The organism is Kribbibacterium absianum (genome assembly GCF_030067705.1).
In the GTDB taxonomy this organism is placed as follows: domain Bacteria; phylum Actinomycetota; class Coriobacteriia; order Coriobacteriales; family Atopobiaceae; genus Kribbibacterium; species Kribbibacterium absianum.
Map to the genome: position 1 here is coordinate 65,830 of NZ_JASJEX010000005.1, position 25,535 is coordinate 91,364.

The 25,535-nt window shown below is 66.7% G+C and carries 20 protein-coding genes, 1 tRNA gene and 1 riboswitch; of the genes, 13 read left to right on the forward strand and 8 right to left on the reverse strand.

Translation table 11 applies throughout. From position 1 onward, the window contains the following. Positions 1-61 precede the first annotated feature (61 nt). Positions 62-961 (reverse strand): ABC transporter substrate-binding protein, encoded by a 900-nt coding sequence (locus tag QJ043_RS09375; protein ID WP_283713477.1) that lies wholly within the window; start codon positions 959-961, stop codon positions 62-64. 318 nt (positions 962-1,279) lie between these two features. On the opposite strand from QJ043_RS09375, the gene QJ043_RS09380 reads away from it, so the two are divergent. The 3 genes from QJ043_RS09380 (at position 1,280) to QJ043_RS09390 (ending at position 3,652) form a co-directional block, all read left to right on the forward strand. Further along, the gene (locus QJ043_RS09380) at positions 1,280-1,723 is read left to right on the forward strand and encodes a hypothetical protein (RefSeq protein WP_283713476.1); all 444 of its coding nucleotides are present in this window, start codon (positions 1,280-1,282) and stop codon (positions 1,721-1,723) included. A 7-nt stretch (positions 1,724-1,730) separates the two neighbouring features. Beyond that, entirely contained in the window at positions 1,731-2,435 is a 705-nt protein-coding gene (locus QJ043_RS09385; protein ID WP_283713475.1) for a response regulator transcription factor, read from the forward strand. A gap of 203 nt (positions 2,436-2,638) precedes the next feature. Continuing rightward, a complete protein-coding gene (locus tag QJ043_RS09390) occupies positions 2,639-3,652 on the forward strand; it encodes a sensor histidine kinase (RefSeq protein WP_283722809.1) in 1,014 nt (337 codons plus the stop codon). Positions 3,653-3,684: 32 nt separating this feature from the next. On the opposite strand, the gene dnaE is transcribed toward QJ043_RS09390, so the two are convergent. Then, positions 3,685-7,545: a DNA polymerase III subunit alpha gene (gene dnaE / locus QJ043_RS09395; protein ID WP_283713473.1), complete on the reverse strand. Its 3,861-nt coding sequence runs from the start codon at positions 7,543-7,545 to the stop codon at positions 3,685-3,687. Between the two features lie 286 nt (positions 7,546-7,831). Beyond that, complete coding sequence (locus QJ043_RS09400) at positions 7,832-10,621, reverse strand: hypothetical protein (protein WP_283713472.1); 2,790 nt, start codon at positions 10,619-10,621, stop codon at positions 7,832-7,834. Between the two features lie 72 nt (positions 10,622-10,693). Here QJ043_RS09400 and QJ043_RS09405 point away from each other — a divergent pair. Then, positions 10,694-10,767 (forward strand) — tRNA-Gln (locus tag QJ043_RS09405). Positions 10,768-11,002: 235 nt separating this feature from the next. Here QJ043_RS09405 and QJ043_RS09410 read toward each other — a convergent pair. After that, positions 11,003-11,704, reverse strand: a complete 702-nt coding sequence (locus QJ043_RS09410) for an SOS response-associated peptidase family protein (RefSeq protein WP_283713471.1) — start codon at positions 11,702-11,704, stop codon at positions 11,003-11,005. 258 nt (positions 11,705-11,962) lie between these two features. On the opposite strand from QJ043_RS09410, the gene glmU reads away from it, so the two are divergent. The 6 genes from glmU (at position 11,963) to gltA (ending at position 18,484) form a co-directional block, all read left to right on the forward strand. Next, the gene (gene glmU / locus QJ043_RS09415) at positions 11,963-13,345 is read left to right on the forward strand and encodes a bifunctional UDP-N-acetylglucosamine diphosphorylase/glucosamine-1-phosphate N-acetyltransferase GlmU (protein ID WP_283713470.1); all 1,383 of its coding nucleotides are present in this window, start codon (positions 11,963-11,965) and stop codon (positions 13,343-13,345) included. 53 nt (positions 13,346-13,398) lie between these two features. Beyond that, positions 13,399-14,397, forward strand: a complete 999-nt coding sequence (locus tag QJ043_RS09420) for a ribose-phosphate diphosphokinase (protein ID WP_283713469.1) — start codon at positions 13,399-13,401, stop codon at positions 14,395-14,397. A 330-nt stretch (positions 14,398-14,727) separates the two neighbouring features. Next, positions 14,728-15,468 carry an aminoacyl-tRNA hydrolase gene (gene pth / locus QJ043_RS09425; protein ID WP_283713468.1) on the forward strand — a complete coding sequence of 247 codons (741 nt, stop codon included), beginning with the start codon at positions 14,728-14,730 and terminating at the stop codon, positions 15,466-15,468. Positions 15,469-15,548: 80 nt separating this feature from the next. Then, positions 15,549-15,613, forward strand: a riboswitch (guanidine-III (ykkC-III) riboswitch). Positions 15,614-15,623: 10 nt separating this feature from the next. Further along, a complete protein-coding gene (locus tag QJ043_RS09430; RefSeq protein ID WP_283713467.1) occupies positions 15,624-15,944 on the forward strand; it encodes a DMT family transporter in 321 nt (106 codons plus the stop codon). 294 nt (positions 15,945-16,238) lie between these two features. Then, on the forward strand, positions 16,239-17,084 hold the full coding sequence (locus tag QJ043_RS09435) for a sulfide/dihydroorotate dehydrogenase-like FAD/NAD-binding protein (protein WP_283713466.1): 846 nt from the start codon (positions 16,239-16,241) through the stop codon (positions 17,082-17,084). Further along, on the forward strand, positions 17,072-18,484 hold the full coding sequence (gltA, locus tag QJ043_RS09440) for an NADPH-dependent glutamate synthase (protein ID WP_283713465.1): 1,413 nt from the start codon (positions 17,072-17,074) through the stop codon (positions 18,482-18,484). The genes QJ043_RS09435 and gltA overlap by 13 nt, the downstream gene beginning before the upstream one ends. Positions 18,485-18,708: 224 nt before the next feature. Here the strand turns inward: gltA and QJ043_RS09445 are convergent, their stop codons facing one another. After that, entirely contained in the window at positions 18,709-19,404 is a 696-nt protein-coding gene (locus tag QJ043_RS09445) for a metallophosphoesterase (RefSeq protein ID WP_283713464.1), read from the reverse strand. A gap of 140 nt (positions 19,405-19,544) precedes the next feature. Between QJ043_RS09445 and QJ043_RS09450 the strand changes: the two genes are divergently transcribed. Next, on the forward strand, positions 19,545-20,129 hold the full coding sequence (locus tag QJ043_RS09450; RefSeq protein ID WP_283713463.1) for a 3'-5' exonuclease: 585 nt from the start codon (positions 19,545-19,547) through the stop codon (positions 20,127-20,129). A gap of 85 nt (positions 20,130-20,214) precedes the next feature. On the opposite strand, the gene QJ043_RS09455 is transcribed toward QJ043_RS09450, so the two are convergent. Both QJ043_RS09455 and QJ043_RS09460 read right to left on the reverse strand, forming a co-directional pair. Further along, complete coding sequence (locus QJ043_RS09455; RefSeq protein WP_283713462.1) at positions 20,215-21,843, reverse strand: PTS system mannose/fructose/sorbose family transporter subunit IID; 1,629 nt, start codon at positions 21,841-21,843, stop codon at positions 20,215-20,217. 435 nt (positions 21,844-22,278) lie between these two features. Further along, on the reverse strand, positions 22,279-22,686 hold the full coding sequence (locus tag QJ043_RS09460; RefSeq protein ID WP_283713461.1) for a MerR family transcriptional regulator: 408 nt from the start codon (positions 22,684-22,686) through the stop codon (positions 22,279-22,281). A gap of 78 nt (positions 22,687-22,764) precedes the next feature. On the opposite strand from QJ043_RS09460, the gene QJ043_RS09465 reads away from it, so the two are divergent. Beyond that, positions 22,765-23,652, forward strand: a complete 888-nt coding sequence (locus QJ043_RS09465) for an aldo/keto reductase (RefSeq protein WP_283713460.1) — start codon at positions 22,765-22,767, stop codon at positions 23,650-23,652. 247 nt (positions 23,653-23,899) lie between these two features. Here QJ043_RS09465 and QJ043_RS09470 read toward each other — a convergent pair whose 3' ends face one another. Then, positions 23,900-24,631, reverse strand: a complete 732-nt coding sequence (locus tag QJ043_RS09470; protein WP_283713459.1) for a GntR family transcriptional regulator — start codon at positions 24,629-24,631, stop codon at positions 23,900-23,902. A gap of 117 nt (positions 24,632-24,748) precedes the next feature. Here QJ043_RS09470 and QJ043_RS09475 point away from each other — a divergent pair, with 117 nt between their 5' ends. Further along, on the forward strand, positions 24,749-25,498 hold the full coding sequence (locus QJ043_RS09475; RefSeq protein WP_283713458.1) for an N-acetylmannosamine-6-phosphate 2-epimerase: 750 nt from the start codon (positions 24,749-24,751) through the stop codon (positions 25,496-25,498). Positions 25,499-25,535 lie beyond the last annotated feature (37 nt).

Sequence of the window (25,535 nt, forward strand, 5' to 3'; positions counted from 1 at the left end):
CTGAGGAACGCAGGAGGCCCCCGATGGGCGGGGGCCGGAAGCGTTCAATAAAAGGGACCGGTTAGGAGAGCTCCTCCCCAAACCACGTGAGCTGCAGTTCTTTAATGGTTCCGTCATCCAACAGCTCTTGGTAGGCGGTGTTGATGGCGGCGGTGAGCCCGGGGTCGTCCTTTGAGACGACGAAGCCGTACTGCTCGCCCGTCGGGATCTCCGAGACCACCTCGAGGTCCTGGTAGCTGGAGTTGCAGAGGTACTGCATGACCGGCAGGTCCGCGACGCAGGCGTTGTAGAGGCCGGACTGGACGCCGGTCATGGCCTGGATGGCGTCGTCGAGCGAGACGAGCGTGGCGTTCGGGATGTTCTCCTTGACCCAGGCCTCGCCGGTGGTGCCGGACTGGACGGCCACCTTGCAGTCGGGAGTGTTGAGGCTGGCGGCGGGGTCGGCGACCGCGTCGGCGCTCTTCATGACGAGACCCTGGTTGGAGTCGAGGTAGGGGTCGGTGAAGTCCACCTCCTCCTTGCGCTCGTCGGTGATGGTGAACGCGGAGGCGCCGAGGTCCGCCTTGCCGCCCTGTTTGATGGTCGGGATGATGATGTCGAACTTCACCTGCTGCCACTCGGGGGTGAGGCCGAGCTTCTTGGCGATGGCGTTGACGACGGCCACCTCGTAGCCCTCGGCGTCCGCGGCCGTCTTGCCCTCAGGGATGGACTCCAGGGGCGGGTACGCGAGGTCGCTCATGACGATGAGCTTGCCCTCTTGCACGGTGGTGAAGTCGGTCCCGTTGTAGGAGGCCTTGGCGGAGTCGGCGGCCGCGGTGTCACCCGTGGCAGGAGCATCGCCGGGAGACGACGCCCCGCAGGCGACAAGACCGAGACACGCGACGAGCACGGCGACGGCGACGAAGAAGCCGCGGCGGACGCGACGGGCTGTTGTGACGGTGTGGACGGGCGTGGGCTTCATCGGCTCCTCCTTCGGGTTGCTCTACGTGGCCTGCATTCATGCATAAACTCGATTGAATAACCGATGATTATGCAAGAACATGGAGGTATACTACCACCCACCGCCAAGAGGCGCCCGCTTGCCCCAGAATCGGCCCGATTAGAAACACGCTCGCAACCGCGGGACACCGGTGCCGGACACGTGCGTCCCACTCGCAGCCGTCGGTGGCAGTTCTGTGGCGCTTTTGAGGGTCTCCAGAGGTTGTGAGCGTCGACCTGCGTTTGTAATCTCTTAATCAGAAGCGCTTCAGACATGCAGGTCCAACGGAAGGGACCGATCGTGAATATCAAACGTATCGTTTCCGGCCTGGTTGCCTCCCTTGCACTCGTGACATCTCTCTTGTTCTCTGGCTCCGTCGCTCAGGCCGCCATTCTGCAAATCGACGACGTCCTTCCCTCGAACCCATGCACATCCGAGAAAAACACCGCTCGGCTCGTCGGTACTGAGGTCTGTCAAGCTCCCGCGCCCCACGCGATTCTGACTTACGATCGAACGTTCGTTTTTTCACACGGCATCCGCATCAACGTCCTCTACACCGTTAACGACAGCTCTGGGCTCTTCACTGGAGTGTCGAGGGCAACAGTCATTTCGGAAGGAGCAGGAGTAAGCAACCTCACCTGCAGGGCATATGTGACAAATGGGGGTCAATACATAGAGATTGTCATTTCGTATACGAAATCGGGCCCCCATACAGAGGTGCAGCGTTTCTACTACAAGGATTAGGAGCACAATGGCGTCTCTCTATGTGGGAGAGGACGACAGGGCCCTCTCAGATGCTCTCGTGGTGCTCTTTCGAAGCGAGGGTCACGATGCGTCCGCCTTTCCCGAAGGCGCCTCATTGCTCCGCGCCCATGCCAAGCATCCCTGCGACCTCATTGTGTTGGACATCATGATGCCGGTACTGGACGGCCTTCAAACCTTGAAGGCCGTCCGTCAGTTCTCCTCGGTTCCCATCATTCTTCTGACTGCTCGCGATTCTGCGAATGATCAGTGCGCCGGTCTGGACCTGGGAGCCGACGACTACATGACCAAGCCTTTCTCAACGGCCGTACTCCTGGCGAAGGTGCGCGCCCTGCTGCGAAGATCGACCATCTCTTGGGAGCCTCTCGCGCCGAACCCGCCCGTGGAGCGGTCTTTTGGGAACGTGGCGTACGCAGCCTCTCGCAGAGAGGCCACAGTCGGGGGAGCCAGGGTGGCGCTCACTCCGACCGAGCTGCGGCTACTCGCGTTCTATCTCGAACGACCAGGGGATGCCGTCTCTCGCAAGGAGCTGGCTCTGGCCGTGTGGAATACTGCCGATGCCATTGAGGCCCGTTCCGTAGACGAGGCCAACCGGCGCCTGCGCAACAAACTGCTTGCTGCCGGGGCTGACTGCTTCAACGAAACGGTGTGGGGTTACGGCTACCGTTTCGTCAGGAGAGAGGGCATCTCATGACGAAGGGCACCAAGCGGAAGAGCCGCCTGCGGTCTCTCGCCGTCTTTCTCGTCACCGCTCCGATCACAGGAGTCCTGTTGCTGGCAGCGCTCTTTGCCCTGCAAGAGGGTCAGGTCGCCGCGGCAGCGAGCCGAGCCCTCCGAGCGGCAGCCGAGAGTGGGACCCACGCCGAAGTGTCCGAGTTCTCTGGCCTGTCTGTGACCATGGCTATGGTGCCCTCGGGTCTGGAATCGCCCGAGTGGGGCGAGATGCTGGAGGAGCACGCATCCACGCCCCTCGGAGCCTGCTTGGAGTGGGTTCGGGAGCATCCCGAGGAAGCTCTCAAGAAGGAGCCTACCCTCGTTTTCGATGACAACGGCGTTTTCTTTCTTCTGCTCGCTCAAGGGCCGCTCTACGCGGACAGTCGCTTGTCAAACCCGAGCGTCCCCGTCTACGCGACAGACGTGACCCTCGTCTCTTCGATCCTTCACCATACAATTGTTCCGATAGGCATCGGGGCACTCGTCTTGAGCGCTGCCCTCATTGGTGTCGGGCTCGATTTGACCCGCCGCACCTGCCGGGCGGAACGTCAGGCGGCGGAGCTGTTCGCCAACGCCTCCCATGAGCTGCGGACGCCGCTTGCCGTCATCGGCGCGGAGGCCGCGCTCCTCGACCGCGAGGAGGCCGAGCCTCGCCAGGTCGGCCGCCACATCGAGCACCAGGTTCATCGAATGGGAATCCTGGTGGACGGCATTCTGCAGCTATCCAAGGTGGATGCGCAACCGCCCCATCCCGAGTTCGCGGCCATGGACCTGCGCGAGACCGTCTACGACGCGCTCGCTACCGTCGAGCCGCTGGCGGCCGAGCGGGGTGTCGAGCTGACCGTAGGCCTGGACCGCCAGATGCCTGTGACGTCCGACGCACGGATGACCCACACCGTGCTGCTCAACGTGCTCGCCAATGCCGTGCGGCACGCAAGGACGCAGGTGACGCTCACAGGCTGCGGCGGAACGACCGTGCTCGTCGCGAACGACGGCGAGCCGTTGGGCCAGGAGCAGCTGGAGCACCTGTTTGACCGCTTTTGGAGCGACTCGGACGGTGGCTGCGGCATCGGGATGGCCTTGGCCGAGGAGTACGCGAACGCTCTCGGGGCAAAGCTGGAGCTGTACAACGAGGGGCGACACGTGGTCGCGCGCTTCTCGTTGCCCTACCAGGAGTCAAGGACGGCGCCCATGTAGTTGGAGCATCCGGTCGCCCGGACGCCTGCCCCTTACGCCAGAACCACGTGGCCCTCTTTGCCCACGAGCGCCTGCGCCTCCGCGAACAGCACCACGTTCCGCGCGTCCACCTTCACCGGCAGCTCGAGACGCAGCGCCTGCCCATCGTCGCCCTCCACAAAGAGCTCCACGCGGTCGAGCCCCTGGTAGCGCCCGAACACGCTCGAGAGCTTGTTCAGCAGGTGCTTGTCCAGCCGTTCGGCCGGCACGAGCAGCTCGAGCACCTTCGGCCGGTTGGTCGTCTCGTCCAGGACGAGCGGCTCGATCTTGCTCGCAAGGAACTGGTCGCCGCGGTCGGACCGGTCGATGCGCCCGAGGATCCGCACGAACACGTCTCCCCCGGCCTCGTCCCCTTCGAGCGCCGTCGCGCTGGCCTTGTACGTCTTGGGGAACACCACCACGTCGATGTCGTTCTCCATGTCCTCGAGCGTGACGATGGCCATCGGCTCGCCCTTCTTGGTGGTCTTCTTGGCCACCGAGCTCGCCATGCCGGCCAGCCAGATCTCGCGCTCGTCGCTCACCTGGTGCATGCGCACGGCCCCTGCGGAGTCCGTCTCCTCGTAGCCGTTGAGCGCCTCGCCGATGGTGAAGCTCCGCGCCTTCGCGAGCGCGTACTCATAGGGGCGCAACGGGTGGTCCGACACGTAGATGCCGAGCACCTCGCGCTCGGCCGCGAGCTTCGCGCGGCGGTCGCCCTCGTCTTCGCTCGGCTCCGGCACGTCGTCCCCGAAGCCGCCGTTGTCCTCGTCGTCCGCGAACAGGTCGAAGAACGACGACTGCCCGGCCGCCCGTTCCTTGGAGCGCTTCGACGCCGCGTCGATGATGTTCTCGGGGTTGTTCTTGTCCACGAGCGACAGCAGCTGCCAGCGCGGGTACCCGGTGGAGTCGAAGGCGCCGGCCTTGATGAGCGCCTCGATCACGCGCCGGTTGGCCTGGGACGGGTCCACGCGGTCGACGAAGTCGTGCAGGTGCTTAAACGGCCCGGACGCCGCGCGCTCGGCCAGGATCGCCTCGGCCGCGCCCTCGCCCACGCCGCGGATGCCGGCCAGGCCGAAGCGGATGCCCTCGGGCACGGCCGTGAACTCGGTGCCGGACTCGTTGACGTCCGGCGGCAGCACGTCGAGGCCCTCCTGACGGCAGGCGCTGACGTAGTGCACGATCTTCTCGGTCTTGCCCGTGTAGCTCGTGAGCACGGCGGCCATGTACTCGCGCGGGTAGTAGGCCTTGAGCCAGGCCGTCTGCATCACGAGGATCGCGTAGCCGGCCGAGTGGCTCTTGTTGAACGCGTAGGAGGCGAACTCGAGCACGTCGTCCCAGATGCGCTGGGCCACCTCGCGCTTGTAGCCGTTCTTGACGGCGCCGTTCATCCAGTGGTCGTAGGTGGTCTCGTCGGCGCCGTCGTCCCAGTGGAACACCGTGGACGTGAGCAGCTTGATCTTCTTCTTGGCCACCGGCTTGCGGATACGGGAGTCCGACTCGCCGGCCGAGAAGCCGCTCATCTTCATCGAGATCTGCATGACCTGCTCCTGGTAGACCATCGTGCCGTAGGTCTCGTCCAGGATCTCGGACAGGCGCTCGTCGTAGAAGGCGACCTTCTCCTTGCCGTTCATGCGGTTGATGTAGGAGTCCACCATGCCGGCGCCGAGCGGGCCGGGGCGGTAGAGGGCGATGAGGGCCACCACCTGGCGGTACTCCTTGGGCTGCATGCCCTTGATGGTGGCCGTCATGCCGCCGGACTCGATCTGGAACACGCCGGCGGTGTGGCCGCGGCCCATCAGCTCGTAGATCTTCGGGTCGTCGAAGGGGATCTTGTCCACGTCGATGTCCACGCCCACGGAGCCCGGCTTGACCGTGGCCTTGACGGCGTCGGGCGCGTTGGCGACGTCATCGGCCCCGGGGTTGTTCTCGCGGATGTTGCGGAGGGCCTTGGAGATCACGGTCAGCGTGCGGAGGCCGAGGAAGTCCATCTTGAGCAGGCCCATGTCGGCCACCGAGTGCCCCTCGTACTGGGTGATCTCCACGCCGCCCTTGGTGTCGAGCTTCGTGGGCACGTGGTCGTTCACCGGCGTGGGGGCGATGAGGACGGCGCACGCGTGCACGCCCTCGCCGCGGGTCAGGCCCTCGATGGAAAGGGCGGCGTCGATAATGCGGCGGCTGTCCTCGTCGTTGTCGTAGGCGTCGCGGAAGTCCGGGCTGTAGAGGTCCTCGTGCCCCTCCGTCTTGTTGAGCACGAACTTGAGCTTGGCCTTGGGGTCGCTCGACACCATCTTCGAGAGCTTCTGGCCCATGAACACAGGAAAGCCGAGCACACGGTTCGCGTCGTTGAGGGCCTGCTTGGCCTTGATGGTGGAATAGGTGATGACGTGGCACACGCGCTCGGGGCCGTAGAGCTCGCGGACGTGCTGGATGACCTCGAGGCGCCGCTCGTCGTCGAAGTCCATGTCGATATCGGGCATTTCGGAGCGCTGGGGGGACAGGAAGCGCTCGAACATGAGGCCGTTCTCGAGCGGGTCGAACGTGGTGATGTCCATCGCGTAGGCCACGATGGCGCCGGCGGCCGAGCCGCGGCCGGGGCCCACGCCGATGCCGTTCTCCTTGGCCCAGCGCACGTACTCCTGGACGATGAGGAAGTAGTCCGCGAAGCCCTTCTCGCAGATGACCTGGTACTCGTACTCGAAGCGCTCGCGCACGTTGACGCCGTTGACGTCCATCGTGCGCCACTCGGGGCCGTAGCGCTTGGCGAGCCCCTCCTCGCACTCCTGGCGGAAGCGCTGCTCGGAGGTCTCCCCCTCCTTCAGGCCAGGGAACTTGGGCAGGTACATGTGCGACCAGTCGAGCTCGAAGTCGCACTTGTCGGCGATCTCCACCGTGTTGTCGCAGGCCTCGGGGTACCAGTCGAAGAGCGCGCGCATCTCCTCCTCGCTCTTCATGTAGTACTCGCCCTCGCCCGGGGCGGTCTGGGTCATGCGCAGGCGCTGCTCGTCGTCGAGCGTCTTGTTCATGCCGATGCAGCTCACGACGTCCTGCATGCCGGCGTCCTCGCGCGTGAGGTAGTGGAAGTCGTTGGTGGCGACCACCTTGACGCCGATGGACTTGGCCATGTCGACGAGCGTCTCCGAGAGGTGCCGGTCCGTCCAGCCCTCGACGATCTCCTCGTGGTGCTCCTGGACCTCCAAATAGAAGTCCCCGGGCGCGAACGTCTCCTTGAAGGTGCGCGCCCAGCGAAGGGCCTCGGCGGGGTTGCCGTTCATGATGTTGCGGGGAACGATGCCGGCCACGCAGGCCGAGGTGCAGATGAGGCCCTCCGAGTGCTCCTGGAGCATCTCGAGCGTGACGCGAGGCTTGTAATAGAAGCCGCGCGTGGCGGCGTCCGAGACCACCTTCATGAGGTTGACATAGCCGGTCTCGTTCTTGGCCAGAAGGATCATGTGGTAGAGCTCGGGCTTGTGGTCGCGCGGCAGGTCCGACTCCGGCGTGAAATAGACCTCGCAACCGAAGATGGGCTTGATCTTGGGCTTGGGTTTGACGGTGTCGAGGTCGAGCCCCGCGTCCCAGGCGGCCATGTCGCGCTCGTACTGGGCGTACGCGCGCTCGTCTTGAGGGTCCGGGGCCTCGACGGGACGGCCTTTGAGCAGGTTGTCCTTGTCGTGGAACCACTGCTGGTAGTCGGGCTCGGCGTGGTTGTAGGAATCCGTGGCGAGCGCGAGGTCCGGCACGCCGTACATGTAACCGTGGTCCGTGATCGCGACGGCCGGCATGCCGAGGTCGACCGCTCGCTTGACCATGTCCTCGACGCGGGTAGCGCCATCGAGCATGGAGTAGTCCGTGTGGTTGTGGAGATGGACGAAGGCCATGCGGGCTCCCTTCCGACGATGGGGAGACCGATGGTACCCGATGGGGCGCGGTGCGGCTGGGACACAGGTGCCGGACACGTCTGTCCCAACTGGGACGCAGGTGCCGGACGCGTTTGTCCCAGCGCTTGTCCCGGGCGGGACGCTGGGCTCCGGCACCACTGTCCCAACTGGGACGCAGGTGCCGGACGCGTTTGTCCCAGCGCTTGTCCCGGGCGGGACGCTGGGCTCCGGCACCACTGTCCCACCTGGGACGCAGGTGCCGGACACGAACGTCCCGCCGGGCGCGCTACCCGCGCCTGCGCGTTCTCTTGCGCCCCATGCCCTCCAGTCGGTGCAGGTGGGGGTGCCTCCCATACTCGGGCTCGATCACCTCGCGCCTCATGGCCCGCACCGCCTGCGTCACTATGGCCCGGTCGTAGGCCGCCGGGTCGCCGCGGCATTCCGCGCCCCGCATGCGGTACGCCGCGGGATCGTCGACCAGATAGTAATGACGCATCAGCCGCATCGACTCGTGTGGATAGGGACGCGCGGGGTCGTCCTGCAGCCCAACGAACGAGACCATCCGCTCGAGCGCGTCGAAGCCCCCGTCCACGGCGCTCCAGCCCTGGGCGCGCAGGAACGCGCACCAGCGCGCATGCTCGAGGTCCCCGAGCGAGCACACCACCGGGTACTCCTTGGCCTCGGCCTCCTCCACGGACCTGAGGAGCGCCACGCGTTTGTCGCGGTCCTCCTGGGAGAGCCCCCGGTCCGGAAAATCGATGCCGCAGAGCAGGCGCACGGCCGTCTCGTCGCGGCCCGTCAGCGACACCGCCAGCGCCTGGGTCCCCAGCTTGTCCGCCCACTGCGCCGCCGCCTCCTCCGACGGGAAGCCGCCGTTGGCCTCGAGCCCAACGCACCACAGGCGGTACGGCGTGAACCGGGTCGCCGCGCGGTTGGAGAGCTTCTTGATCTCGTAGCTGTTGAACGCCTCCATGGCCTCGGCGTGCGTGACCTGCGGGTCGAGCCCCTGCGCGACGCGCCGCGCCTGCGTGTAGGCCGCCTGCAGGTTGATGGCCGCGTCCTCCCAGGGGGCTCCGAGGATCCGCTCGTAGGAGAAGGCCTCCTGCGTGGAACCGAACGGGCGCAACGAGAACTGCTCGTCGCCATGGGTCACGTCGCGCACGGACTCGAGCACCTCTTGGTTGCGCACCAGCACGCTGACCAGCGGGTTCTGTGCCGGCGGCGAGCCCGCCGACAGGCGCCCCGCCAGGGCCCGCCGCGACAGGGTGCGCTCCAGGCGCAAGGCCGCGTCGAGCGACAGGTCGTCGGCCCCGAGCATCACCATCACATAGATGCGGGACGAGTCCCCGACGACGATGGTCTCCGGCTCCTCTCCCTCCGGCCCAATCGAGAAGCCCTGCACCGGCGTGCCGTCGAGCAGGTCGTGCATCGCGAGGGAGCGTGCGTCCGCTTCCATGAAGCAGACGGTGGGAACGGCGTCGGAGCCGGAGGCGTCCGTCAGCGGGCGCTCAAGGTCCGGGCGCACGGACGGCATGCCTTCCGGAACGCGCTCGAACACCAGCTCCGGCCATGCGGCCGCCATGTGCTGGGCCACGTCCCGCGCGCGACGGTCGACGCCCACGATGCGCAGCTCCACGCCCGGCAGCCGCCCGAACCAGAAGCACGCACGGAGCGCCTCGAGGCCGAACGAGCCCAGCCCGCAGATCACCACCACGAGCCGCTGGAACGGCACGATGTCCTGCGAGACGTCCACCGGGTCGAGCACCTGCGTGAGCGGGTTGGTCGTGAGCGTGTCCCACACCACCTCGCGCTGCTCGGAAATGAGGCGCACCTCCACGAGGTTGCGCACCACGACCATCAAGGGCTGCAGCGCGGTCTCGATGTGCGGGCGGCGCTTGTCCGCCGAGCCGCGGTCGGCGTTGTGGCGGAGCAGGTGCACCATCAGCTGGTCGTCGGGCTTGCGCTGCGGCAGCGAGTCGAAGATCAGGTCGTCGTCCGGGTTGTCGTGGACGCACCAGACGCGGACGTTGCGGGCGTAGGCCTCGGTGCGCGGGCGGAGCTGGGGCTTCGGCTCGATGTTGCGGACGTCCCAGCGCCGCCCGATCATCTCCCACACCATCATTTGCGTGGTGAGCTGGTCGCAGAGGCGGATGGTGGCCTGGACGTTCTCGTCGGTGTCGTCCGAGAGCACGAGGTAATAGACGTTGCAGCGGGTCTGCGTGGGGGGCGCGAGGCGGTTGGGGATGTTCTCGAGGGGCATCGGCGTGAAGATCACCGTCGCGCAGCCATAGGCGTCCTGGCGCACTTGCTGCACGAGCGAGTCGCCCTCCCCGGTCGACCCCTCGACATTGCAGAAGATCAGGAGCGGCATGCGGTCGCGCGGATTGTCGCTCGACTTGTCGGCCACCTGTCCGAGCAGGTCCAGGGCGAGCGTGGAGGTGTTGTCGTCGAGACCGTAGAAGACGTAGATGTCGCGGCGGCGGACGCACTTCTTCCAGCTCTCGAAATAGACCATGAAACCGGTCAGGCCGTTCATCAGCACATCCATGGCCGTGAGCGCAAGGGCCACGGGGCTCGCGACGGTGTAGAACGCGAGCAGCCAAAAGTAGAGCTCCGCGAGCGCGCCGTTGCCCATGATGGTGTGGATCGTGACGGTCCAGTCCGAGAGGTCCGCCGAGAAGCCCATGGTCTCGAACATGAGGTAGGCGGCCGCAGGGACGGACTCGCCGAGCTTGGGCCACAGGTAGCCCGAGCCGGCCGTGGTGTGCATCGCAATGGGCAGGAGGAGGAAGAACCCGCCGAGCAGGATCATCGCGAACTTGCCCGCCATCGTGCCGAGCCATTTGACCTGGCTCTTGAAGCGGTCGCTCGCGACCGAGAGGATGATCGCGACGACGCAACCGACGCCGATGAGGAAGCAGACGGCCGCGAGCGGATCCGTGGCGCTGACCTCCGCGAGGCGCTCGCTCATCTGGCGGGACGTGTCGATGGCCGCCGTGGCGTCGGCTTCGGCCGTGGCGCTCAAGGTCCTGCCCTTGTCCGCCACCTGCATCATCGTCGCCAGGCCATTGAGCACGCCGCGCCTCCTCGTCCCTTGTTTGTCAGGGGTTTGTTCCCCGGCGCGGGGCTGCTACACTGAACAGACCTTTGGGGTATCGTCCAACGGCAGGACCCTGGTTTTTGGTGCCAGTTATGGGGGTTCGAATCCCTCTGCCCCAGCCACAGATTTGCGCAGGTCGGGAGCCGTTTTTGGTTGCCGACCTTTTGTTTTCCGAATCTGCAAAAAATCAGTATGTGAACTTACTCTGTCGCGACTGGGACACTTGTGCCGTAGCCGTGCGTCCCGCGCTGGGACACCGGTGCCGGTCACGTGCGTCCCACCGGAACTGGGACACCGGTGCCGGACGCGTGCGTCCCACCCGGGACACTGGTGCCGGACACGTGCGTCCCACCCGCGTCACAGCAGCTTCAGCTGACCGGCGGGCGCCGGGTCGTCCGGCCTCGACTCCAAGCGCACGGACGACCGGTCCCGCAGCTCCATGTAGTCGGAACCCAGCCATACCGCCACCTCTTCGGGCTCCAGCACGAGCGGCATTCTCGGATGGATGTCCTCCATGTCGCGGTTGGGCTCGGTGGTGACCACCGAGAAGCGGCCGCCCTGCGCGACGGCTGCGAGCAGGGTGACGTCCTCCCCCGCCGTGCGGAACTCGTACTGGCGTTTGATCTCGCGACCGGTGCGCGGGCTCAGCACTTTCTCGTCGCGGCTCGGCTCAAAGAACGAACGACACGGAACCACGCAGCGCCCGTTCTCGAGCGGCTCCTTCCAGAGGCCCCAGCCGCGCTCGACATCGCGGGCGGCCGTCTCGATACGGGTGTTGAACACGCGCTGCTTGGGGTTGCTCGGACTGGAAAAGCCCCAGTCCAGCTGCGCCGGAGCAATCGGCGACGTGACGCCGGGAATCTCAACAGCCGGGCCGTCTGTCTCGGCGCCAAGAACTGTGAGGGGAAGCATGAGTTGGACCGCGGAGCCCGGGAACACGTCACGCAGGCGCTCGCGCCATTCCGGATCGAGCGTGACGCCACTGGCCGCGTCGGCCGCGAGCCCTTGAAGCACGCTCATCACCTGCCGCAGCGTGAGCGGCTCCATTCGTCCACACATGGCGACCTCCTTTGCCCCGTTGTACCCGACTGGGACACTGGTGTCCGGCACCTCCGTCCCACCTGGGACGGAGGTCTACGGCACCTGTGTCCCGCCCGCGCCGCAGGCGGGACACGCGCCTGGGGCACCTTTGTCCCAGCCGTCAGCCCCGTGGTCGTTTGTACGATCCTCCGAACAATCCGTGCCAGACTCCCCGGAGCCGCCAGAGCCCTGCGCTATGATGCAAGCGTTCTGGACCCGGCCTTTTGGAGCCTCTGCATGCCGATCACCGCAATCGTCCTCGCTGCCGGCGAGGGCACGCGTATGAAGTCCAAGCACCCCAAAGTCACCCATCAGATCCTCGGAAGGCCCCTCGTGGGCTGGGCCGTCGACGCCGCGCAGCAGGCCGGCGCCGACCGCGTGGTGGTTGTCATTGGGAACGGCGCGGAGGAGGTGCAGCAAGCCCTCTCCCCGTGGAACGTCGAGACCGTGGTCCAAGAGGAGCGCAAGGGCACCGGCCACGCGCTCAAGGTCGCTCTCGAGCAAGCCGACGTCGAGGACGGCTGCGTGCTCGTCCTCTACGGCGACACGCCCCTTCTCGTCCCGGAGACCATCAAGAGCCTCGCCCAGCAGGTCACCGAACAGGGCCACGCGGCGGCCGTCCTCACGATGACGCCGCCCGACCCGTCCGGTTACGGCCGCATCGTCGTCGACGAGACCGGCCAGGTGGACGCCATCATCGAGCACAAGGACTGCACGCCGGCGCAGCGCGAGGAGCTCACCGAGTGCAACTCCGGCGTCTATGCCTTCGACGCCGAGCAGCTCAAGGCCCATATCGGCGACATCACCCCCAACAACGTGCAGGGCGAGTACTACCTCACCGACATGGTGGAGATCCTCAAGCACGCCGACCAGTCCGTGGTGGCCGAGCACGTCTCGGACGACACCGAGACGCTCGGCGTCAACTCCCGCATCCAGTTGGCCGAGGCTGCGAAGGTCATGCAGCGCCGCATCAACCAGCACTGGATGGCCGCCGGCGTCACGATGTGCGACCCCGACCTCGTGTGGATCGGCCCCGACGTCACCATTGGCCGCGACACCGAGCTGCTCCCGATGACCTTCCTCAACGGCACGACCGCCATCGGCGAGGACTGCGTGGTGGGCCCCAACACGCGCCTCACGGACACTGCGGTCGCGGACAGCTGCACCGTGGACGAGACCGTCGCAGAGCAGGCCGTCCTCGAGAAGGGCGTCACGTGCGGGCCGCGCGCGTACCTGCGCCCCGGCACCCACATGCTCGAGCACTCCAAGGCCGGCACGCACGTGGAGATCAAGAAGTCCACCATCGGCCGCAACTCGAAGGTGCCGCACCTCTCGTACATCGGCGACACGACGATGGGCGAGGACGTCAACGTGGGCGCGGGCTCCATCACCTGCAACTACGACGGCTACGGCAAGAACCCCACCACCATCGGCGACCGCGTCTTCATCGGCTCCAACACGATGATGGTCGCCCCGGTCTCTCTCGGCGACGACGCCATGACCGGCGCCGCCAGCTGCATCGTGGAGGACGTGCCGGCAGGGGCCCTCGGCCTCGGGCGCGCCCGCCAGACCAACATCCCCGGCTACTCCGCCGTGCATGCGGCGAAGCATCAGAAGTAGGCAGTCCACCCACGAGCGACGCGTCAGCACCGAGAGAAGGAGATCCGGCACCCATGACCGAGGAGCAAAACCTCAACGCCCCGACCCCGATGGTCAAGAAGTTCAAGCTGTACACGGGCAACAGCAATCCGGCGCTGGCCCAGCGCATCGCCGACATTCTCGGTGTGGAGCTCTCCGGCCTGCTGCTCAAGCAGTTCGCCAACGGCGAGATCTACTGCCGCTTCGACGAGTCGGTCCGCGGCGCCGACGTGTTCTTCGTCCAGTCCATCGTGGGTCAGAACGTCAACGACATGTTGATGGAGACGCTCATCGCCGCTGACGCCGCCCAGCGCGCCAGCTGCCGCACCTTCACCGCAGTGATCCCCCACTACGGCTACGCCCGCCAGGACCGCAAGGCCGCCCCGCGCGAGCCGATCACCGCGCGCCTCGTTGCGAACCTGCTCGAGACGGCCGGCGTCGACCGCGTCGTGACCCTCGACCTGCACCAGGGCCAAATCCAGGGCTTCTTCGACATCCCGGTGAACCACCTCACCGCGCTCGACCTTTTCGGCGACTACTACAAGCAGTTCGACTTCGACACCGACCAGCTCGTGGTCGTGTCCCCGGACGTGGGGCGCGCCAAGGCCGCCAAGAAGCTCTCCGACATGCTCGGCTGCTCGCTCGCGATCGCCCACAAGGGGCGCCCCAAGCACAACCAGGCCGAGGTCACGGGCATCATCGGCGACATCAAGGGCAAGACCTGCATCATCAACGACGACATGATCGACACTGCGGGCACCCTGTGCGCCGGCGTGCGCGAGCTCAAGAAGCTCGGCGCGGGCGATATCTACGTGTGCGCGACCCACGGCATCTTCTCCGGCGAGGGCGTCAGCCGCATCGAGGAGGCCCCCATCGTGGAGTGCGTGGTGACCGACGCGGTGCCGCTCGACCCGGCGTGCCACGACGACAAGATCAAGGTGATCTCGGTGGCCGACGAGTTCGCCGAGTGCATGCAGCGCATCTACAACGAGGTGAGCGTGTCCGGCATGTTCGGCGCGGACCTGAACCTGTAGCCGGGCGCCAACACGACTCCGAGAAGCGCGACGGGCCGTCCGGGTCCGCCGCGCTTTCTCTTGCGCGGGACGCTGGTGGGACACTGGTGCCGGACACGGCTGTCCCATCGCGGCTGGCGCGCGGGACACTGGTGCCGGACGCGTTTGTCCCAGCCCGCGGGACATAGGTGCCGGACGCGTTTGTCCCTCCCCAACTGGCGGCTGGGACGCCGGTGCGGGACAACTATGTCCCGCTGAGCGCCGGGAGGCCGCCCGGATCTCCGCCGTCGCGAATCGTCTCGCCGGGTACGTATCCTTGTCGAGAGAATGCAGGGCGACAGAAAGGCTCCCATGGCAGACAAGTACGCGGCCCAAGAGGCCGAGGAGAAGGCCGAGCGCTCCGAGACCCGTGGCCAGCGCGAGTACGAGGAGAAGCACGGCCACCGCGCGATTGGCGACGACCGCCCCGCGCGCACCAAGAAGCCGCGCGGCGCGAACCCGCCCAAGACGGCGAAGCCCATCGAGCTCGTGGTCGGCCTCGGCAACCCGGGGCCCGAATACGCGCAGACGCGCCACAACTCGGGATTCCAAACGGTGGACGAGCTGGCGCGCCGCTGGAACGTCACCTACTGGAAGAACCAGGACGGCGCCCTCGTCGCCACCGCCACAGTGGACGGCCGCACGATCACGCTGGCCAAACCGCAGAGCTTCATGAACTGCTCCGGCGGCCCCGTCTCCAAGTTGGCGAAGCGCCTCGGCATCGCGCCGGACCAGCTCCTCGTGGTGCACGACGACCTCGACATCCCGGCCGGCGAGGTGCGCGTGAAGATCGGCGGCGGACATGGCGGGCAGAACGGCATGCGCTCGATCATCGACAAGCTCGGCAGCCGGGACTTCGTGCGCGTGCGCGACGGCATCGGCCGGCCGCCCGGAAAGATGGACCCGGCGGACTACGTGCTCAAGCAGATGAAGGGCGACGTCTGGGAGGAGCAACTGGCGGAGGCGTCGCGCGGCGCCGATGCCGTGGAGCTGGTCCTCAAGGAGGGCCCCGTGCGCGCTCGCGACCAGGTGAACGGCCAGCACGGCCAGTAAGTGGGACGCTGGTGCCGGAGCCCTGCGTCCCAGCCGGGACGGGGGTGTCTGGCACGCGCGCCCCAGGGCGTGGTACGCTGCCCCTGCCCGCAACCGGGCACCTGACGAGGAGCCCCGTACCAGGCCAGCGAAAAGACGGAGCCGAGGAGGCTCCCATGAGTTGGGTCGTTCTGGTCGTGTCGGGCTGCATGGAGGCCGTCTGGGCCACCGCGTTGGACCGCGTCGACGGTCTATCAAACATTCCAGCCATCGTGGTCTTTGTGCTCGGACTCATCGCATCCATGGGTGGCCTGGCCTTCGCGCTCCGCGACCTGCCCGTGGGCACCGCCTATGCCGTGTGGGTGGGCATCGGCGCCGTCGCCACCTGCGTCTGGTCCATGGCCACCGGCGCCCAGCCCTTCTCCTGGCCAACGGTGCTGTTCTTGGCCGGGATTGTCGGCTGCGTGGCTGGCCTCAAGCTGACGTGCGTCCACTAAGCGGGACGCACGGCTACGGCACCTTTGTCCCAGTTGTCCCAGTCGCCCCGGCAGCGGGACGCTCGGCTACGGCACCTATGTCCCGCGCCGCTGGCTCTCGCACCGCACGCGCGCCCCGGGCGCGCGGGCAGCCCCTGGGCCGCGGTCGTTTTTCTCTGTGTCCGGCACGAGTTTTGGAAACCTTCAAGGCCGCTGGATTTCTCAGCGTATGATGGGAGGGATTGCGCCGCCCCGTGCGGCTGCCTGATTTCTCGCACTAACCAGGCGACGGTTGACTACGAGAGGAGTCACTGCATGGCGTTCGAAATCCTAGAGAAGACGCAGTACTCGGAGAAGGTGTTCAAGTTCCGAGTGCACGCGCCGCAGATGGCCAAGAAGGCCCAGGCCGGGCAGTTCTTGATCGTCCGCATGGACGAGACGGGCGAGCGCGTCCCGTTCACGTTCGCTGACTGGAACCCCGAGGAGGGTTGGGTCGAGTTCATCTTCATGGTCATCGGTGCCACCACGGAGCAGCTCTCCCAGCTCCAGGCCGGCGAGGAGATCCTCGACATCACCGGCCCGCTCGGCAAACCCACCGAGATGGTCCCGGGCAACTGGTGCGTCATCGGTGGCGGCGTCGGTCTCGCCATCGCCTATCCCGTGGCCCGCGCGCTCCTCGCCGCCGGCAACAAGGTGACCGTGATCATGGGCGCCCGCACCAAGGACCTGCTCATCCTCACCGAGCAGTTCCGCGAGCTCCCGCTCGAGAACCTGATCATCACCACCGACGACGGCAGCGAGGGCGAGAAGGGCGTGGTCACCGCGCCGCTCGAGCGCCTCTGCCAGGACAAGGCCATCGACCAGGTCTTCGCCGTCGGGCCCGTGCCGATGATGAAGTTCTCGGCCCTGACCTGCGAGAAGTACGACATGCCGATCACGGCCTCCCTCAACCCGATCATGGTCGACGGCACCGGCATGTGCGGCTGCTGCCGCGTCACCGTCGACGGGCAGACCAAGTTCGCGTGCGTGGACGGCCCCGACTTCGACGCCACGAAGGTGGACTGGGCGGACCTCTCGGCCCGTCAGGGGTCCTACCGCGCCGAGGAGAAGGTCGCCATGGAGCACGTCGAGCATGAGGGAGGTTGCAAGTGCCACTCGTAAACGGCAAGTACAAGGCCAACAACAAGGACCCGCGCGTCCCCGCCAACGAGGTCCCCGCTGAGGTCCGCGCCCACAACTTCGAGCCCGTCGACACCGGTTACACCTACGAGGACGCCATCGAGGAGGCCAACCGCTGCCTCGACTGCAAGCGCCCCCGCTGCGTCGCCGGTTGCCCGGTGGGCATCGACATCCCGACGTTCATTCGTCAGATCCGCGAGGAGGACGAGGAGGCCGCGCTCGCGACCATCCGCGACTCCAACATGCTGCCGTCCGTCTGCGGCCGCGTGTGCCCGCAGGAGAACCAGTGCGAGGGCTCCTGCATCCTCAACAAGACGGGCGACGACCCGATCGCCATCGGCCAGCTCGAGCGCTACCTGGGCGACCAGAGCGAGTCCCTCGCCAAGACCCCGGTCTGCAAGCCGGCCAACGGCAAGAAGGTCGCGGTCGTGGGCTCCGGCCCCTCCGGCATCGCCTGCGCCGGCGCGCTCGCCCGTGAGGGCTTCGACGTCACCGTGTACGAGGCCTTCCAGACCGGCGGCGGCGTGCTGACCTACGGCATCCCCGAGTTCCGTCTGCCCAAGGCCATCGTCAAGCGCGAGATCGACGGCCTCAAGGACCTCGGCGTCAAGTTCGAGTACGACGCCGTGGTCGGGCGCCTCTACGACGCCGACGAGTTCTTCAACGAGTACGACTACGACGCGATGTACCTCGCCGTCGGCGCCGGCCTCCCCAAGTTCCTCAACATCCCCGGCGAGAACCTGCCGGGCGTGTTCTGCGCCAACGAGTACCTCACCCGCGTGAACCTGATGAAGGCCATGCTCTTCCCCGAGTACATGACCCCGATCAAGCACGGCAAGAACGTCGTGGTCTTCGGCGGCGGCAACGTCGCGATGGATGCCGCGCGCACGGCGCTGCGCCTCGGCGCCGAGACCGTGACGCTGGCGTACCGCCGCACCGAGAAGGAGATGCCCGCCCGTGTGGCCGAGCTGCACCACGCGAAGGAGGAGGGCGTCCGCGTGCTCGAGCTGGTGTCGCCGATCGCGTTCGAGGCCGGCGAGGACGGCTTCGTCGCCAAGGTGAAGCTGGAGCGCATGGAGCTGGGCGAGCCCGACGAGTCCGGCCGCCGTCGCCCGGTCGTGATCCCCGACAGCGAGTTCGAGCTGCCGTGCGACGTGGCCGTGACCGCCATCGGCACCAACGCCAACCCGTTCGCCGAGATGGCCGCCGATGTGAAGCTCAACAAGTGGGGCTACATCGAGGCCGACGAGAACGGCCGCACGAGCGACCCGCGCGTGTGGGCCGGCGGCGACATCGTGACCGGTGCCGCGACCGTCATTCTGGCCATGGGCGCCGGCAAGAAGGCCGCCGCCGACATGGCCGAGAAGCTCCTGGCCGAGTAGCGCGCCTCAGAGCATCGCCCTGCGGGCCTCGTCCTTCCGGGACGGGGCCCGCTTTTCGTGCCGCGCCGGACGCTTCGGAGAGAGCCGTTTGTCCACGGTTGGACGCTTCGGAGAGAGTCATCTGTCCACGCGACGGAATGTGGGACGGAGGTGCCGTAGCGTTTTGTCCATTCTCGGGCGAAGGTGGGACGCTCGTGTCCGGAACCAGCGTCCCACCGGCCCCCTCAGCCCTCGTCCTCCCGAAGTCGATCCATCACCCGCTCGGCCAGGTCGCGTATCCGGTCGCCCTCGCCGGGCAACGGCGGCGTCACGGGCACCTCGCGCCAGTCATCGTCGCTTCGCTCGAACGTCGTGTAGCGGCCGCTCACATCGTCGAACACCAGCACCGGCACAAAACCGGACGTCTCCGTAGACCCATCAATGTAGTAATGCGATGCCCCGTCCCACCAGACGCGGTGCTCGCCGCAGAACGCGCACGCGCCCATATGTCCGGCCACCACGTCCTTGATGAACGGCCCTTGCGACGGCGGGAACTTGCTCCAGAAGTACGCGTCCTCGGAGCCCCAGCGCCACAGGTCGCCGGCCTCCTCGTCCACGCCGGAGTGCACGTAGATCTGGTCGTCCGTCTCGTAATAGGGCGGGAGCGCGCGGAGCCACCGCAGCACGCTCGGGTCCAGCGTGTCCCCCTCGTAGGTGGCGTAGGCGTCGTCGTTGTTGCCCATGAGCACGATGACGCGACCCGGGTGCCGCTCTTGCAGGGCTTTCACCTGCGAGAAGGTCTCGGGTCGGCCCCAGTCGTGATCGATGTAGTCGCCGAGCAACACGAGCCGCACGTCCGGATCCCCGAGAGGGACCAGAGCAAGGGACTCCTCGAACGCCTCCCACTGGCCGTGGATGTCGCTCATCGCATAGGTGCGCATCGGAACCTCCTGCCCTAGACTGGTCGGCCTCTATGCTAACTGGGACGCTCGTGCCGGACGCGTGCGTCCCACAGACTGAGACGCAGATGGGACACTGGTGCCGGACGCGTGCGTCCCAGCGACCGCGAAAGGAGGCACCCATGTCCGTTCACGGTGCCCGTACGTCGCCGCGCCGGATGCGACTCACGAAGGTGCCCGACCGGTACGTGGCCGTGGACACCGAGACCAACGGCGACCCCGCGCACCCCCAGGCGATCGAAGTCGCCGCAGTGCGCATGGTGAACGGCGAGGAACTCGCGACCTTCTCAACCCTCCTTAAGCCGGATGAGCTCCCTCTCCCCTACGGCGTCGAGGCGCTCTGCGGCATCACGACCGCCATGCTCATGGACGTTCCAGATGCGGCCGACGTGCTGGACGAGCTACTCGGGTTTCTCGGCGACGACGTGGTCGCCGGCCACAACGTTGCGTTCGACCTGCGAGTTCTCGACGCGCTCATGGCGCGCAACGGCCGCGACCCGCTGCCGGCGACGCGGGTCGTGGACTCCCTCACGCTATCGCGACGCGCGTTCCCGGAGCTGCCCAACCACAGGCTCGACACGGTGTTCACCCACTGTCAGTGCGTCTCGTGGCGAGAGGCGCGATTCCACGGAACGGCGCATCGGGCGCTGTACGACGCCCGCATGAGTGCCTTTGCGCTGGAGGTCTGCCGAGAGCTGGGACACTAGTGCCTGACACGCGCGTCCCAGCGGGACAACGGGCTACGGCACCAATGTCCCAGCCGGGACAGACGTGTCCGGCACCGGCGTCCCGCTAGAGGATCCCGAGGCCGCCCAGCACGATGGCGGCCGCGCAGAGCACCAGGATCGCCCTCGTCGCCGAAAGCTTCCGGTGCGCGATCAGGTGCCAGGTCACAAGCACCGCAAGCATCGGCAAAAGCTGCGGGAAGATCGAGTCCAAGAGGGTCTGCAGCGCGGTCGTGCCATCGCCGGACGGGATAACGAGCGGCGTCGTCACGTCCACGTTGGTCGCCGCGAGCGCACCCACCACCATGATGCCGAGCACGTTGAGCGCGCCCGTGACCCGCTTGACCCCTTCTCCCAAAACCGCGTCCATCGCACCCGCGCCAAGCCGGTGACCGGCCATGAAGCAGACATAGCTCACCGCCACGCCAAAGGTCATGTAGCTGAGGATGTAGAACACAGGGCCGAGCACGCTGCCGCCCGCTGCGAGGCCCATGCCAATGGACAGCAGCGTCGGCACCACGACCCCCTGGACGATCGTGTCGCCGATGCCAGCCAACGGGCCCATGAGCGCCGTCTTCACCGTGACGGGCAGGTCATCGGGCACATCGGCGCCCAGAGCCTTCTCCTCCTCGAGCGACACCGCGATGCCGTTCACCACCGAGCCGATCTGCGGTTCCGTGTTGTAGAAGATGGCATGGCGCCTGAGCAGGGCTCTCGCCCCTTCCGGATCATCGGCGTAATAGCGGTGCGCGAGCGGCTCCATCGAGAAGCAGAAGCCGCAGGCCTCGAGCTTCTCGAAGGACATCGAGGCCAGGCCGAAGAACGCCCACCGCAACCAGAGGCGCACCAGCTCCCGATGGGTGAGACGGCTGTCGGCGCCCCTCTCGGAAGGGCTCGGTGGCGGAGTGTCCGGGCCAGCCAGACCGGCCAGGTCCCCGCAACCGCTTGCGACGTACATGAGGTACGCCACCACCGCCGCGACGAGGACGACCGCGAGCATCGGAAGGTCGAGGTATGCCGCCAACACGAACCCGCCGAAGAAGAACACCAGCTCCGGCGGCTTCTGAAGAACCACGCTCATGAGGATCGCAATGCCGAGCGCCGGCAAGAGGCCGCCGATGACCGCAATGATGTGCAACGCCACGTCCGGCACCGCCGCGAGCAGCGCGTCCAGCACCCCTTGGCCCAGGCACACCAACGCCGCAATGGGGACGGCGCGCAGCGCACAGCTTGTGAGCTGCGGAATCACAAGATGCCAGAGCGTCAGGCCGCGATAGTCGAGACGTTCGACAGCGTCCTCGAAACGGTTGTTGAAGAACGAGTAGGCGGCCATCTTGGCGTTGTAGATAAGAAGACCGAGGGTCTGGCCGATGAGCACCGAGAGCGTGACGGCCACGGCCGGGTCCGCGTCGGTAGCAAGCGCGAGGCCGATGCCGCCGTAGCTGGCGTACACGACGTCCGCGTTGGTGGCGCCGCCGCTGTTCATGTTGGCGATGAAGACCGCCTGCACCGCGACGCCGCAGAGAACGCCGGCGGCCACGTCGCCGAAGAGCAGCCCAAGCAAGAGGCCGGCGACCAGCGGACGGCCCACCGTGTAGAAACTGCCTGTGATGCCGAAGAGCCACGGGCTCTCGCCGGAGCCGAGGTAGCAGAGCAGGCCGCACACGAGCGATTGCAGCAACAAGACGGCGTCCATGGGGGCTCCTTGGCTCGTGCGGGCATGACGCCTTCAGTATCGTCGGACCCGGCGAGAGGAACGAAGGGGTCCTCCGAGCGGCCCGCAGGTTCGGGACAAAGGTGCCGGAGCCGTGCGTCCCACTCGGCGGACGGACGCGTCCGGCACCACTGTCCCATCTGGGACGAACGTGCCGGAGATGTCGTCCCGCCCGTGCTTGCGGGGAAACGTTTCCCCACAACGATTTGCGGGCAAACGTTTCCCCACAAGCTCTGGCTCCAAGAAAACCGCAGGTAAGCGGCGGACACCGCGGTCGGATGCCGCCGTTTCCGCGCAAATCGCCCCACGCGTTTGCGGAGAAACGCTTCCGCGCAAACGCCGGACCCCAGACGCAAACGCCGGACCCCAGAGAATCGCTGGGACATACGTGCCGGAGCCGTTTGTCCCGCCTCGGGGTCACTCCTCCGGCGCCACGTTGCTGAAGTAGGCGCGGCGCCCGGCGCGCACATCGTCATAAAAGGCCTGCTTGGAGTCGATGTAATCGATGGACCCTTGCACCTCCTCGAGCTTCTCGACCAGCTCGCCGCGCAGCTTTGCCAGCATCGCCTGCCGTTCGGGAATGGTTCCCTCCCCTCCCAGACACAGCTCCAGGTACTCCCGCATCTGCGCCACGCCCATACCGCACTGGCGCAGGCACACGAGACCGCGAACCCACCCGACGTCCCGCTCGTCAAAGACGCGACGGTTCGCTCCGTCACGCTTGACGTTGGGCACGAGCCCCTCTCGGCAGTAGAACTTCAGCGTCTCATAGGAGAGGCCCGTCGCCTGGCAGGCCTCCTTCATCGTGAAAAGACGGCTCTCCACAGAAGTGCCCTCCTCGCTTGACCGGTAGCCACTACCGCATGGTAGACCAAAGCCAGACCCTTCGAGAAAGGACACAGCATGGAGTACCAGCAGCTCAGCAACGGCGTTCAGATCCCGGTGCTCGGCTACGGCGTCTACCAGATCCCCCAGGAGGACACCGCGCGGTGCGTGACGGACGCACTGGCCTGCGGCTACCGTCTCATCGACACCGCCCAGAGCTACTTCAACGAGGAGCAGGTGGGCGACGGCATCAAGGCGTCCGGCGTGCCACGCGACGAGATCTTCCTCACGACCAAAGTGTGGATCGAGCACTACGGCCACGGCCCCACGCGTCGCTCGGTAGAGGAATCGCTGCGCAAGCTGCGAACCAACTACCTCGACCTGGTGCTGCTGCACCAGGACTTCTCGGACGTGTACGGCGCATGGCAGGACCTCGAGGACCTGCTCGCCGAAGGCACCGTGCGCGCCATCGGCGTCTCCAACTTCATGCCGGACCGGCTCGTGGACCTCTGCAGCTTCGCGAACGTGCGCCCGATGGTGAACCAGATCGAGACGCACCCGCTTTACCAGCGGGACGAGGACCGCGTGTGGATGGCCAAGTACGGCATTGCCCACGAGGCCTGGGCTCCCTTTGGCGAGGTTCGCGGCGGCCTGTTCACGAACCCCGTGCTCGAGGAGATCGGCCCGCAACACGGAAAGAGCCCCGCGCAGGTGATCCTGCGGTGGGATATCCAACGCGGCACCATCGCCCTGCCCAAGTCCGTGCGCCGCGAACGCATGGAGCAGAACGCCGACGTCTTCGACTTCGAGCTGTCCGAGCAGGACATGGCGAGAATCGCCGACCTTGACACCAAGACGAGCAGCTTCTTCAGTTTCCGCGACCCGGCGATGGTGGAGTGGTTCGCGCACATGGTGGAGGAGCGCAAGGCCGGCAGCGTGGCAGCGAACGAGAAGAAGGCGTGGTAAGCGCGGACGCTGGTGTCCGGCACGTGCGTCCTAGCGATCGGGACGCTGGTGTCCGGCACCGCTGTCCCAGCTGGGACGAAAGTGTCGGAGCCGTGCGTCCCGCCCCGACGGTGCCCAGATTGCATGTCTGAGTCCGACTCAGATTGCAACTCTGAAGGGACACGGCACCTAAAACGCCATCTGAACGTTCGAGCTGGCGTTTTGGGTGCTTCTCGCGCTCAGAGTTGCAATCTGGACGGGCACCGCCCTACACGCGCCGCCGCACGCGGTCGCCATTCGGCCCCAGATGGATGTCCAGCCAGGACGTCGCACCGGGAAGCAACGCGAGCGACGCCTCGAACGGGCGGCTGTCCTTGTCATAGGTGGTGTTGAGCACCCGCAGCGCCGGCGACCCGGGGGACGCGCCCAGCAGCCCCGCCTCACGCTCGTCCAGCGTCGCTGGAGAGACACGCTGGTGCGACGACACTGCCTCACGGCCGGCCTTCTCGGCCAACACGCGGTAGAGCGAACCGGCCAGCTCCTCGGCGTTCAGGTCGTCACACACGGCTACCGGCACGTACGCCAGCTCCAGCGACACCGGCTGGTCGCCGCGCGACCGCAGCCGCTGAATCTCCCAGGCCTCGGCGCCGTGCTCCAACTCCAGCCAATCGCATATGACGCGCGGCGCGGTCACACGACGCAACCGCAGCACGCGGGCCACCACCGGCGCACCGGGGACCTCTGCCATCTCTGTGGTTGAGAAGGCCGGCAGCGACCACGGCCCCTTCTCGGCGTGCGGCCGATAAAACGTGCCGCGCCCGCGCACGGACTCCACAACGCCCTTCTCGCGCAGCGCCGCAAGCGCCCGGCGCACGGTGGCTCGAGAAACGCCCAGCTCACAGGCCAATTCCCGCTCCCGTGGCAGTGGCTCGTCCTGCGCCAGTTTGGCGCCCCTTCGCTCGATCTCTGCCGCCACGGCCTCCCAGCGCTTCTCGGCCATGTCGCCCTCCTCGAACCAGGTACGGTACCTGTGGTCATTGTTTCACAGACACAGCGGCGCCGGGCTCCGCGCCCCATAACCTCTAGGTCAACGGAAACCCAGCTCAAAGGAGCAATCGTGACCACCAAGGAACTGCTCGACTCACTCAAAGGCGGCCTCATCGTCAGCTGCCAGGTCCAGCCGGACGACCCCATCTACACCGAGGACATGGTGGTGAAGATGGCCGAGGCCGCCCAGTGGGCCGGCGCCGTGGGCATCCGCGCCGAGTCGCCGCACCAGATTGCCCAGATCAAGGCCGCGGTGGACCTCCCCGTGATCGGCCTCTGGAAGGTCTGGCACGACGACACCGACGTCTTCATCACCCCCACGATGGAGGCCGTGGAGGCGATCATCGAGGCTGGTGCGGACATCGTCGCCATCGACTGCACCGCCCAGCGCACGCACGAGGGAACGGTGGCCTGGGACCTGCTCGACCAGGTCAAGGAGAAGCACCCGGACGTGCCGGTGTTCGCCGACGTGTCCAACCTCGAGGAGGCGCGCCACGCGGCCGAGCACGGCGCCGACATCGTCGCGCCGACGCTCTACGGCTACACCGCCGAGACCGCGAACATCGATGGGCCGGACTTCCGCATGTTCGCCGCGATGTGCCGCGAGCTATCCGGGCGCTGCTCCGTGATGATGGAGGGGCACATCTACACGCCCGAGGACGCGATGAAGTGCCTGTTCCTCGGTGCGGACGCCGTCATCGTGGGCTCCGCGATCACCCGCCCGCACCTCACCGCCAAGCGCTTCGTCGACCTGATGGGCGGTTACCAGGACGACTGGCGCGCCGCCGAGAAGGCCCACCACAACGGCCATCAAAACTAGAACGTGCAGCGAGGGACAGTCCCCGAATGCACATCGA

What these genes read in the sequence shown, in the direction of transcription:
- QJ043_RS09430 (WP_283713467.1), top strand. Translation starts at nt 15,624, where the DNA reads ATGAGTTGGGTCGTTCTGGTCGTGTCGGGCTGCATGGAGGCCGTCTGG.
- QJ043_RS09390 (WP_283722809.1), top strand. Translation starts at nt 2,639, where the DNA reads ATGGCTATGGTGCCCTCGGGTCTGGAATCGCCCGAGTGGGGCGAGATG.
- glmU (WP_283713470.1), top strand. Translation starts at nt 11,963, where the DNA reads ATGCCGATCACCGCAATCGTCCTCGCTGCCGGCGAGGGCACGCGTATG.
- QJ043_RS09465 (WP_283713460.1), top strand. Translation starts at nt 22,765, where the DNA reads ATGGAGTACCAGCAGCTCAGCAACGGCGTTCAGATCCCGGTGCTCGGC.
- QJ043_RS09455 (WP_283713462.1), bottom strand. Translation starts at nt 21,843, where the DNA reads ATGGACGCCGTCTTGTTGCTGCAATCGCTCGTGTGCGGCCTGCTCTGC.
- QJ043_RS09420 (WP_283713469.1), top strand. Translation starts at nt 13,399, where the DNA reads ATGACCGAGGAGCAAAACCTCAACGCCCCGACCCCGATGGTCAAGAAG.
- QJ043_RS09410 (WP_283713471.1), bottom strand. Translation starts at nt 11,704, where the DNA reads ATGTGTGGACGAATGGAGCCGCTCACGCTGCGGCAGGTGATGAGCGTG.
- QJ043_RS09375 (WP_283713477.1), bottom strand. Translation starts at nt 961, where the DNA reads ATGAAGCCCACGCCCGTCCACACCGTCACAACAGCCCGTCGCGTCCGC.
- QJ043_RS09445 (WP_283713464.1), bottom strand. Translation starts at nt 19,404, where the DNA reads ATGCGCACCTATGCGATGAGCGACATCCACGGCCAGTGGGAGGCGTTC.
- QJ043_RS09435 (WP_283713466.1), top strand. Translation starts at nt 16,239, where the DNA reads ATGGCGTTCGAAATCCTAGAGAAGACGCAGTACTCGGAGAAGGTGTTC.
- QJ043_RS09450 (WP_283713463.1), top strand. Translation starts at nt 19,545, where the DNA reads ATGTCCGTTCACGGTGCCCGTACGTCGCCGCGCCGGATGCGACTCACG.
- pth (WP_283713468.1), top strand. Translation starts at nt 14,728, where the DNA reads ATGGCAGACAAGTACGCGGCCCAAGAGGCCGAGGAGAAGGCCGAGCGC.
- QJ043_RS09470 (WP_283713459.1), bottom strand. Translation starts at nt 24,631, where the DNA reads ATGGCCGAGAAGCGCTGGGAGGCCGTGGCGGCAGAGATCGAGCGAAGG.
- dnaE (WP_283713473.1), bottom strand. Translation starts at nt 7,545, where the DNA reads ATGGCCTTCGTCCATCTCCACAACCACACGGACTACTCCATGCTCGAT.
- QJ043_RS09385 (WP_283713475.1), top strand. Translation starts at nt 1,731, where the DNA reads ATGGCGTCTCTCTATGTGGGAGAGGACGACAGGGCCCTCTCAGATGCT.